This is a genomic window from Prosthecobacter sp., from assembly GCF_029946185.1.
Taxonomy (GTDB): domain Bacteria; phylum Verrucomicrobiota; class Verrucomicrobiia; order Verrucomicrobiales; family Verrucomicrobiaceae; genus Prosthecobacter.
The window spans coordinates 1-10,905 of sequence record NZ_JAQSEA010000302.1 but is presented as its reverse complement, the minus strand read 5'-3'; the positions used below and the strand labels follow the sequence as shown (position 1 = coordinate 10,905).

The following is a 10,905-nucleotide window of genomic DNA, read 5'->3' as shown; positions in this document are numbered from 1 at the left end:
TGCGAGCCATCACACCTCCCACGCGGACGACCTGCTGCGGACTCAAGTCCGCGCTTCGTGACTCTTTTCCACCTTCGTGGGTGAACCGACACCCAGCCCTTAATCAAGTGCCAGGGCTCCAAAGGACTACCGCGAGCCCGCCGCAGTCACGCTGCCATGCGGGCCGGTGGTGGCGACTGACGGGGGGTGAACTGCTTGCTGAAGCAGTGCTTGCCCGCCAGCACCTGGCGCACGGCGTCTATCTTCGTGGCGGTGCTGCTGCTGCGCAAAACACAGCCGTGGGCTCCTGCCCGCAAGACGCGGCTGGCCTCAAGCTCCTGATCTTGGCTGGAGACAATGAGAAACTTCAGGTCTGCATGCAGCACCAGGAGATCCTTCACGAGTTGAAGAATGCGGTGGCCGGGCAGGCTCAGACTGACCAGCACAAGATCGGGCTTCTGCCCTGTCACTGCGGCGAAGGAGCAGGAGGCGCAGGTGACGGCTGCCGCAAGGGTGAGATCTGGGTGGGCTTCCAGCGCAGCGCAAAAGTCTGCGGAACTGGCTGGATCATGATCCACGATGACGATTCGAGCAGGCGTTTTCATTTCAAGCGGCGACGGGGTTAGTAAACGCTCGAAACTCACGATTCTGACATCGGCAGGCCATCAAAGAATTGGAACAAAACTTTCGCTTTGGGCTTCGACTGGACGGGTTCCTTGGGTTCCGTGGCCATCTGCGGGCTTTGGTTCTCTTCGCTGAAGAGATGCGAAAGAGCACCACACCGCCATCGAGAACCTGGTGGATGGCACCCCGCAGCGCTGGAACCAAGCAGCGCAGTGGAGGCGGAAAGGTCACGGCCGCACTCGATTTGTCCTCCCATGCATCCACGGACACCGATTGACTGAACAGCGGAGAAGCGGCCATCACATGAAGTCATGCTGGTTGCTGTCATGACGGTGCGGCGGATTTGAAGGCAGGGTTTTCATGGCCTCAGACAAGTTGAATCCGAGGGGTATCCTTCTCAATCACCCCAGCAGGCTATTTCCACGGGTGGCAGGGCAGGAGGGGCCTGCGCAGAGGAGCTGCAAAAAGTGCTGTATCCTGCGTTAAATGAGTGCCGTGGGTTAGAAAACGTATTCGTCAGACGTTTGCCCTTTCCCTTTGACCGCAACCCCGGTCAGAGCCAAAGAATCCCCCCCTTTGATGTTAGAGAAAAAAATCAGTCTAGAGTACACGCACCGAATCTTGTTCACGAGAGAAGTTTTCGCGCCTCGGAACCACACCATTCGTGATCTTCTTCACCTCGACCAGCCGCACAAGCTCCCGCGCGTGCTCGTGTTTGTGGATGAAGCCGTCGCCACGGCCAATCGTGATCTGATTGACGACATCATGGCTTACGGCCAGGTGCATGCGGACACCTTCACCATGGTGGACGACCCCATCGTCATCCCCGGTGGCGAGCCCTGCAAAAACGACTTTCGCCTCGTGGAATGCTGCTGGGACGCCATCAATGAAGCCGGGCTGGACCGGCACAGCTACGTCTTCGTCATCGGCGGTGGCGCCGCGCTGGACCTCGTCTGCTTTGCCGCCTCCACGGCGCATCGCGGCATCCGCCACGTACGCTTTCCCACCACCACCCTCAGCCAGGGAGACGGCGGCGTGGGCGTGAAGAACGGCGTGAACTACTTCGGCAAAAAGAACTGGGTCGGCAGCTTCGCCGTACCGTTTGCCGTCGTGAACGACTTCGCCTTCCTCGAACTGCTGCCCGCACGCGGACGCCGCAATGGCATCATCGAGGCCATCAAAGTCGCGCTCATTCGTGACCGCGCATTCTTTGAGCAGATCGAAGCCATGGCCGGAGATCTCGCCGCCTTGAAGCAGGAAGCGCTGGAGCAAGTCATCCAGCGCAGCGCCGAGCTGCACGTGGAGCACATCGCCACCGGAGGCGATCCCTTTGAACTCGGCTCCGCCCGTCCGCTGGACTTCGGCCACTGGGCCGCGCACAAGCTCGAGCAGATTTCCAAATTCACCGTCGCCCATGGCGAAGCCGTGGCCATCGGCATGGCCGTGGACCTCGTCTATTCCCGCATGCAGGGCATCCTGGATGAAGCCACCTGCGAGCGCGTGCTGAAGCTCATCGAAAGCATCGGCTTCGCCACCACCTCCCCGCATCTGATGACCACCGGCCGCAGCGGCGAGCCCGCCATCCTCGAAGGCCTGGAAGAATTCCGCGAACACCTCGGCGGCGAACTCACCGTGACCCTCGTCCCCGAGATCGGCACGAAAGTGGAAGTGCATGAGATGAACCGCGTGAAGATTTTGAACGCCGTGGTGGAGCTGCAGAAGCGCGCAGCGGCGGCTGTTGAGGAGGAGTAGGGGAAGGGGAGCTTGATTCTTTTTCTGATCGCAGCAAGACTGCTGCATGGCCCACATCAAGCAAATCAGTCTGACCAACCTCCGCTCGTTCGGAAAGGCAGAGTGTCGCCTGAGTCCCTTCACGCTGGTAGTAGGGGCCAATAACTCCGGCAAAACCAATTTCCTCCGGGCGTTTGCCGATTACGCGGCTGCATCCGCGCTTGATACAGCACCACCTCCGCATCGCAACTCGCCGGATCAAAAAGCCCTGGTGGAACTGGTCACAGCGGATGGAACGCCCCCAGACATTCGCCATCCTCTGCCGGTTTACCGGTTCGATCCCGACGCCATCGGCAAACCGGAGGCCGCAGCCCAAAGCGTTCCGTTCGTGCGTGAAAATGGCGAGGGTGTCACCCAGGTGATTGAGCGCCTCCGCGAAGAAGACTCCCCCGCCTTTGCGGCCATTCAGTCTCAGTTTTGTTCAGCCATCAGTGAAATAGAGTCGATCTCCCTCACGACCCTGCCGACTGGGGGAAAGAAGATGATCATGCTGCAGGAACGCGGCCTCACTGAGAAAACCCCGCTCAGCGATGTTTCAGAAGGCACGCGTCTGGTGCTCGCCCTGCTCACCGCGCTTCATCAAAAAGCACCGCCGCCCGTGATCCTCATTGAGGATCTGGACCGCGCACTGCACCCGCGTCTCTATGAGCGGCTCGTTGGCATCATCCACCGTATTGTGCGTGACACAGGCGTGCAAATCATCGCCACTTCGCACAATCCCTATCTCATCGACTACTTCCAGGATCAGCCCGAGGCCGTCGTTCTGGTGGAGAAGAAGGACGGTATGAGCACGCTGGCCAATCTCGATGACCGGCTCAAAGCCATCGACTGGGATTCTCCCACCGTCGAAGAGATGCCACTGGGCCAGATGTGGTTCTCCGGCCTTGTGGGCGGCGTACCCACACTCCAGCGCAAACCTGCCGCCTAATCCACTTACGCCATGCCCTTCATCTACATCGTGGCTGAAAGCGAGGGTGATGCCCTCTTTTACCTCACCTGCGCCGAGCGCGTTCATGGCACGGCGTTCGAATACAAGTTTATTGATAGCCGCCTAGGCACCGGCATTGCCAAGGCGCGCAAAATGATGCGCCACATGTTTGCAGCCATTCGCAATTCAGGTGGAGGTGGGCCAGGGATCTTCTGGATTGCCGCGCTCGACAACGACCGCGCTCCTCAGCATCCCGATGGTGCCCGTCCTTTCGGCACCCTCTCCGCCTCTGATCAGCGCAAAACCAACCGCCACGCAGAACTTCTGGCAGAAGCATCGAGCCACAACGTTTCCCGTCCGGGAGCCATCGCTGTGCCGGTGGAGATGATCGAGAGCTGGGTGCTCCAGGCCTTGTCACCCGGTGCGCGGTTGGATCTTCCCGCCTTTGCCGAACAAGAAGCGGCGCTCGCCATTCATTACTACCGCCTCAACCATCGCTCATCTCCGCCACCCCAGTTGAAGGATCTGGCCGATGCAGCGATGCGGAAACGCGGGTGCTCCGACTGGTATGAGTTCCTCATCGAAGTCGCCAGCCAGCTCGATGCAGAGACTCTGGCTCAGCAATCACGCAGCTTCGCTTTGTTTCTCGATGATTTGAAACGGTGGAAGCTCACCTGAGCCCGCGTTCTCTTTCGCTGGAGCGGTGCTCCCCCGCGTGCTGCTGCTTCAGCTTGGTCAAAACACGCATCAAGCCTTCGGATACGTCATGCCAGCCCAGCGATTGCGGGCGGTGATCCTTGATCGGTTTGCCGTCCTTCGGCAGGGCGATGAGATGATTCAGGCGCTCGCAGGCTTTCCACTGACAGCGATGCAGGATCACCGGCACCACTTCCGCAGTGCCCTGTTTGCGACGCTCCATGGCCCGGGTAATCTCCACGCGGTTGATGTAGTCGGACGTCAGCGAGTGATCACTCACCAGCAGCACGAAGACATCCATTTCCTCCAGTTGATCCTTGATGCCACGATTCCACTCCTCACCAGCGGTGAGATCGCGGTCCACCCAGAACTCCACCAGACCAGCGGTTTGCAGCACCTTGAGCTTGAGCACTAGCTGGTCCTTCGCAGCGTCATCCTTGTGCGAGTAGCTGATGAACACGCGCGGCTTCCACACATCGGTGCGAGCGTCCGGCGCAGTCAGGCGGTTGTTCTCCTCTGTCGGACTAATCTCCACTGGCCCCTGCGGCGTGAGCATGTCCATTTTGAGAGTGCCTTTCTTCTCCGCCTTCTCCAGTCCCGTCACCGGCAGCCACACTTCGGGGGCGCGTTGCAGTTGCAGTTCTTCCAAGGGATCAAGGCCGCGAATCTCTGCATTCAATGAGCGCATCTCCGTCTGGATCGTCCCCGCGAGTTGCTGGCGATCCGGCTCCGGGCCGAGGATCGTGGCGGTGATGCGGCGGTCCGTCACATCTGCCCGCACCACGGCGCGCGCCATGCCCAGTTCCAGCAGCGTGCCGTTCAGCCAGCGCGACAGCCCTTCGCTCAAAGTGTGCGTGCGGGTGATGAAGCGTGGCACCAGTCCCTCCGGCAGCGCGGAGTAAGTCCAACGCAGGCGCGTGGCCTCGCCCTGCCATTCCGGTTCCAGCACAGGCTGGGAATCCGCCAGCGCCTGCGGCACCAGCCAGAGCTGCTCGTCCTCCTTCAGCGGAAAGACCAGGTCATACTTCTGCATCAGGCGGATGAGGAACATCACTTGGCGTGGATCATCTTTTGGAAACTTGCGGCATGCCGCGTCAAGAGACAGCTCGGCGCGCTCATTTGGTGTCTGGCGCAGCAGGAGATAGATGCCATCCGCGACCCAGTGTGGATTCAGCACCGTCGTGTCCCGCAGGCGTTCATCATCGCCGTAGTTCAGCGCCAGTCCCAGACGGTGCAAATTGCGCGCTATGATCCGCTGCCGGTCTTTGTCCGTCACACCGGCGGAGATGCAGACCTCTTCAAAGACGGAATAGTCCAGATAGTTCGTCTGCTGCTCCTTCCAGTGCTTTTGTAGCGTCTCCTTCACCTGGAAATAATCCGCGCCGGTTTTCTCGCGCACGCCGGTATCGCTGCCGATGATCTCCGCCAGCTTCGTCTTCAGTTCCGCAATACCCTGACCGGTCTCGCAGTCCGTCTCCATGAAATCAACAATGAAGGGGTACTTCTCCCGTAGCGCCTCGCGGTCCAGGCGCACCGGGGCCGTGGCCCATTTGTTCAGGGCCACGAGCACCTTGGAAGTCACGTCGTCCTCATCGCGGCCAAAGGCGTGGATCAGCCGCAGCCAGTACTCCGCATCCTCCCGTTGGCTGTCCTCCCGCGCAGTCAGCACCAGTACATACACGCTGCGTGCGCTGAGGAAGAACTGATGCGTCGCATGTGCGATCACCTGCCCGGCGAAATCCCACACATGCACCGTTACCGCATCTCCCCCCGGGCAGGGCAGCCGCCAGTCCTGCAGCGCAATGCCCGTGGTGGACTCCTGCCGCTTGTCAAAGGTGTTGCGCATCAGCCGCTCTACCAAGCTCGTCTTCCCAGCCCCACCACGTCCTACGAGCATCATTTTGACTTCATTGAGCGGGCGGGCGGTGGCTGTATGTTGAGAAAAATAGTAATCCAGAATTTCCTTTGGTGAAGCAGGCTTTCCTTTATTATTGCGGACCTCTTCCCATGTATGACCAAGCAAGCCGAGCGGCAGGCCTAAACGTTCATTCTGATGCAAATACAAAACCGCAAGCGTGTTGATCCGGCGAATTTCCGTCGGCAGGCTGCTGAGCTGGTTATACTCGAGGCGAAGCTCCTTCAACGCAGCTAGCTTGCCGATTTCCGCCGGCAGGCTGCTGAGCTGGTTTCTGTCGAGGTAAAGACCCTCCAGCGAGTCCAACAAGCCAACCTCCGGCAATAGATTTGCGAATTGATTGGTGCCTATGCCGAGCCGCTTCAGCTTAGAGAGCTTGCCAATCTCTGGGGGCAGGCTGGTGAGCTGGTTTTTGTGGAGAAAAAGTACATTTAGTCTCCTAAGATTGCCGATCTCTGGTGGCAGATTGATGAGCCGGTTGTTGAACAGTTCTAGTTGTTCTAGTGCGGTGAGCTGGCCAATCTGTGACGGCAGCGTGCTGAGCTGGTTGTTATTGAGGTAAAGCAGCGTGAGCGCATTGAGCTGGCAGATTTCCGGTGGCAGTGTGCTGAGCTGGTTGAAGGAGAGGTAAAGATGCGTGAGCGCGCTGAGTTGACCGATCTCCGGCGGCAATGTGCTGAGCTGGTTGTCTGAGAGGTGAAGATGTGTGAGCGCGGTAAGTCGACAGATCCCCGGCGGCAGGGTCCTGAGCTTGTTCGTGTAGAGGTAAAGATGCGTGAGCGCGCTGAGTTGACCGATCTCCGGCGGCAATGTGCTAAGCTGGTTGTTGTGGAATTGAAGATTTGTGAGCGCGCTGAGCTCGCCGATCTCCGGCGGCAATGTGCTGAGTTGGTTGTTGTGGAGGTGAAGATTCTTGAGGGCACTGAGCTCGCCGATCTCCGGAGGCAGCGTGCTGAGCTGGTTGTTGTTGAGGTGAAGATCTGTGAGCGCGCTGAGCTGGCCGATCTCCGACGGCAGGGTCCTGAGTTGGTTGTTGTCGAGGTTAAGCCACCTGAGCTTGGTGAGTTGGCCGATCTCTGGCGGCACCATGGTCAAGCCGAGGTCGCTTAGATCCAGGAATATAGCCTCCTCTCCCTTCCGCTGGCATTCCTCAATCCTCTTCAGTGCCTCATCATAGGCTTTCTGCTCTTCAGGTGTCATGGACGGCGTCGGCATGGCGCAAGGTGAAGGGGGCAGGCCGGATGTCGAGTCTGGAGAAGGTGGAAGGGCGGAGGGGCTGGGGTGCGTGGCCGTTGCCACATCCTGCCATGAGCGGCTGCACCGGCCAGCGGGGAAGCTGCGGCTGCGGTTTCACCTTCGCCTTTCCCAAACAACTCCTCCGCTGCCCATGAACTGACACAACCGGTCTTTGTCAGTTGTGTCAGTTGTGTCAGTGCCTTTTAAAAGGGGGAGTGTTTTTTCTCATGATGGATGGGTGGCTAGGTAGGGGATGATGAGGCTCCGCATGCCATTCCACGTTGCTGACGCCTGCCATCCTATGCGGGCTGGAGCCGGAGTGTGGGCCAGGGTGGAATCATTGCTTGGCAAACACTCTCCTGTTTGGCAGCCAGGGGACGGATGGATCTTGGAGGGCGGGGACCCAAGCAGGTCCCTTGGTTGGCAGATGGTGGGTGGCCCTACCCAAGGATGAACTCGGTTTCGAGTGAGAGGGCATGCGCTGAGGATAAACCTCTTTGATGACATCCTTTCGTACGTTGCCGCAGAGAAGCGCTCTCTGGTCGTAGGTTGGGTGTGTTTGGCGTCCAGAGCGTTTATGCTCCACGGTACGCTTCGCCAAACCGCCCGACTCTGGGGACGTTCGCAGGCCAGTGTGTTTGCCCTACGCTGAGGGACGGGCGGGCTGTCGCCACACCCATCCTACGATGGGCGCGTACGTTGGGTGTGTTTGGCGTCGAAGACATGGCAATGCCTCAGCGCACACTCCGCCAAACCGCCCGACTCTGGGGGCGCTCGCAGGCTGTGGTGTTTGCCGTACGCTCGCAGACGGGCGGGCTGTCGCCACACCCATCGTACGATGGGCGCGTACGTTGGGTGTGTTTGGCGAGTGGTGCTTTCCGATGCTTCACCGCACACTCCGCCAAACCGCCCGACTTCGAGGGCATTCGTACGCCATGGAGCCTGCTGTACGCTGCTGGACGGGCCCATTCTTCGCACTACGTGCTTCGAAGGACACGCGGGCTGTCGCCACACCCATCCTACTGCCCACCGCACGGACCCCTTCAAAAACATCTCCCCCTTTTTAAACTCACTGACAGAACTGACACAACTGACAATACCAGGTTCTGTCAGTTTTGTCAGTTCATCCGGGGGCGTTGGCGGCTTGTTTCGCGAGGGGATTGAGATGGTAGGATGTGGTAGTACGACCGCCTTGAAAACCCGAAGGGTGCCCGGTGGCGATGAGCCAGCGGTGCTCGACGAGCAGATCGCAGGCGCTGTCCACATCGTCCTGACTTGCGAGGCCGGCCCAGCACTTCCGCCGAACATCCCGCGCCTTAAACTCACTCGGCAGCCCCGCAGACCCATCGCACAGTTTCTTGAGCAGGGTGTGCACGGCGGTGCTCTCTGCCACGGTGCCGGAGGCGAAGACGCGGGCGGCGTGGCTTTCCAGGTAGCGGGCCCAGGAGAGGGCGCGCTGCAGGGCGGTGAGGCTGACGTCGCTGAGGGGCTCATAGATCACCTCCGCCACGTGGATGAGGAGGGCGAGCGCGGGCACCAGCTTGCGGTATTTGCCAAGGTGCGCCTCCATGGCGGGGGCGAGCGTGCCGCTGCGCAGGCGGTGCTCCAGCGCGTGCCGCCAGTGGCCGAAGTGCTCCTGCGCATCGGGTGCAAAGCGGAAGGTGGGCATGCCATCGCGCCCGGGCTTCACACCTTTTTGGGTGAGGGTTGCGGTGGTGATGTTTTCGAAGGCGTGAAACACATCCGTGGCCTCCCACTCGGCTTCGGCGTCCAGCGGGCGGTCGATGTCTTCCCAGTGCTTGCTGACGTCCGGCCATACCATGAGCGAGAAGCGCTGCAGGAAGCCATCCGCGCCTGCGGTGTGGCCATTGGCGGCACGCACATGACTGGCGATGACGCCGGGCTGGATGCTGCCCAGCAGGCTCAAGGCGCAGAATTCAACGTGTCGCCGACCACGTCCGATGCGGTCAAAGGTGAAGCCTTCCTTGCCACTCCATGCCTGGAGCAAAAAGGCGCGCAGGGACTGGTTGCCATCCTTTTCCAAAAGGGCGAGCAGGCCCGCGAGTTCATCATTGTACAGCAGGGTGCCGGTGGGATTGTCCCGCAGCACTTCGCCCAGGGCCTCGATGCTGGCGTCATTGACGATGAAGCGGCGCAGCGGCGTGGCCTCCCCCTCGGCAGGGCCGATGAGCTGCGCGTAGTCAAAGGGGTCGCCTTTCTTCGCGGCCTTGCGTGCCTCGCACTCCAGCGCGCCACGTTTGATCTTCGCGGCGATCTCCGCCGTCTGGCGCTCCATCTCCTGGCAGTTGTACTCCTTGAAGGCCACGCGTTCCAGGTCCCGCAGCGGGCGCATGGCGGCCTGCATGGCGGGGCTTTTCATCAGCGAAGGACTGCCGATGAGCATGGCCCAGAGGTGGGGGAACTCGGTGTAGCCTTCGTCCTGCGTCTTGGGCTGGATGCAGAAGCGCCGGCCCGCCACGCTGGAGAGCGCAGCCATGGCGGCCACGGCGGGGAACTCCGGCGGGCACTGCATGCGCTCCGCGATGTCGCTGATCCAGCTCTGAAACGGCGCGGGCAGCCAGGCGGTGTCAAAGGGCAGCACGGGCAGCAACGACGCGCCCAGGGGCAGCGGGCGCGGGGCATCCTCTCCGGTGCTGTAAGCGATGCGCTCCATCTTCTTCAATTTCTCGCGCAGCACCGCCGTCATCTCCTGCGGTCCGATGTCCGCCTGCCCGGCCATCTCACTCACGCTGGCGATGAGACGGCGCTCATACGCGTAGGCGATCTGCCGCGCATGCCACTCCGCCATTTCCAGCTTGAAGATGGAGTGCCTGCCGAGCAGCAGCACCATGGTGGAGAGCACCCCCTCCAGCCCACCCTGACGGCGCAGGCGCACCGCCACGCTGTCCGAGCTGATGATTTCCCCACGGTCGTGCATTTCCAGCAGGGTATCCCACAGGCAGCGCCGTTCCGGGTCCACAAACGCGTCCGCATGCGGCAGGATGCGCCGCAGCGCAGGCAGCCACTCCTCATTCCCCTCCAGCAGCACGGCCAGGATCTGCTCCTCGGAGTCTGGCGCAGCCGCCATGGTTCCCGTCATTTCAGAAGGTGCATGCATGGTGGTTCAGGCTTGGAGTTGGGGTTGGGTCAAAGCGGGATGCAAAACAGCAGTGGCGGCTATTTTGTGGTCACTGATGGTATTCAGCGGAACGCCGGAGACGCTTGAAGCGTTCAGGATTGCGGGTGTCGTGGGCTGCACGTGAAAGCGCTGCCGCAGCGTGGCCTCCACCTCCGCCAGGTCATAGCGGACGGACTTGCCGATCCTGTAATGCCCCAGCACGCCGGAGCGGGTGAGTTCGTCAATGCTGCGCACGCAGAGACCGCAGTAGGAAGCGAGTTGTTTGCGGGTGATCTTCCCGGCCGGAAGGCTGGAAGCGGATGCTTGGGGTATCGGTGATGAGTGATTCATGCCGATAATTTAGATTGGGCCGTTTTTTCAGGAGTAAAGCGAAAGTTGCAGGAAGTTGAGTGAGCGTGAGCCAGACCCATCAGAGAACCAGCACCGCCTAGGGTGTGGTAGGATGTGGTGCAGGGTCGCAGGCACTCCGAGGGGACGTACGTTGGGTGTGTTTGGCGTCGAAGACAGGGAAGCGCCTCACCGCACACTCCGCCAAACCGCCCGACTCTGGGGGCGTTCGAAGGCCGGTGTGTTTACCTTACGCTCGCAGACGGGCGG

8 protein-coding genes are annotated in these 10,905 nt (G+C 60.7%); 3 read left to right on the top strand and 5 right to left on the bottom strand.

The window, feature by feature from the left end; genetic code table 11:
- Nucleotides 1–146 precede the first annotated feature (146 nt).
- Complete coding sequence (locus PSV43_RS24650; protein ID WP_300203986.1) at nucleotides 147–584, bottom strand: response regulator; 438 nt, start codon at nucleotides 582–584, stop codon at nucleotides 147–149.
- A 556-nt stretch (nucleotides 585–1,140) separates the two neighbouring features.
- Here PSV43_RS24650 and PSV43_RS24645 point away from each other — a divergent pair.
- Genes PSV43_RS24645 through PSV43_RS24635 form a run of 3 tightly spaced genes read left to right on the top strand, consistent with a single transcriptional unit; the run spans nucleotide 1,141 to nucleotide 4,000 of the window.
- Nucleotides 1,141–2,355: a 3-dehydroquinate synthase gene (locus tag PSV43_RS24645; RefSeq protein ID WP_345784691.1), complete on the top strand. Its 1,215-nt coding sequence runs from the start codon at nucleotides 1,141–1,143 to the stop codon at nucleotides 2,353–2,355.
- 46 nt (nucleotides 2,356–2,401) lie between these two features.
- On the top strand, nucleotides 2,402–3,322 hold the full coding sequence (locus tag PSV43_RS24640) for an ATP-binding protein (protein WP_300203981.1): 921 nt from the start codon (nucleotides 2,402–2,404) through the stop codon (nucleotides 3,320–3,322).
- Between the two features lie 12 nt (nucleotides 3,323–3,334).
- The gene (locus PSV43_RS24635) at nucleotides 3,335–4,000 is read left to right on the top strand and encodes a hypothetical protein (protein ID WP_300203978.1); all 666 of its coding nucleotides are present in this window, start codon (nucleotides 3,335–3,337) and stop codon (nucleotides 3,998–4,000) included.
- On the opposite strand, the gene PSV43_RS24630 is transcribed toward PSV43_RS24635, so the two are convergent.
- From PSV43_RS24630 to PSV43_RS24615, 4 genes are all read right to left on the bottom strand, one after another.
- The gene (locus tag PSV43_RS24630; RefSeq protein ID WP_300203976.1) at nucleotides 3,993–7,148 is read right to left on the bottom strand and encodes a leucine-rich repeat domain-containing protein; all 3,156 of its coding nucleotides are present in this window, start codon (nucleotides 7,146–7,148) and stop codon (nucleotides 3,993–3,995) included. The genes PSV43_RS24635 and PSV43_RS24630 overlap by 8 nt on opposite strands.
- Nucleotides 7,123–7,287, bottom strand: a complete 165-nt coding sequence (locus PSV43_RS24625) for a hypothetical protein (RefSeq protein ID WP_300203973.1) — start codon at nucleotides 7,285–7,287, stop codon at nucleotides 7,123–7,125. The genes PSV43_RS24630 and PSV43_RS24625 overlap by 26 nt, the downstream gene beginning before the upstream one ends.
- A 1,005-nt stretch (nucleotides 7,288–8,292) precedes the next feature.
- Complete coding sequence (locus tag PSV43_RS24620; RefSeq protein WP_300203970.1) at nucleotides 8,293–10,287, bottom strand: DUF3987 domain-containing protein; 1,995 nt, start codon at nucleotides 10,285–10,287, stop codon at nucleotides 8,293–8,295.
- Nucleotides 10,288–10,293: 6 nt separating this feature from the next.
- Nucleotides 10,294–10,638 (bottom strand): helix-turn-helix domain-containing protein, encoded by a 345-nt coding sequence (locus tag PSV43_RS24615; protein ID WP_300203967.1) that lies wholly within the window; start codon nucleotides 10,636–10,638, stop codon nucleotides 10,294–10,296.
- Nucleotides 10,639–10,905 lie beyond the last annotated feature (267 nt).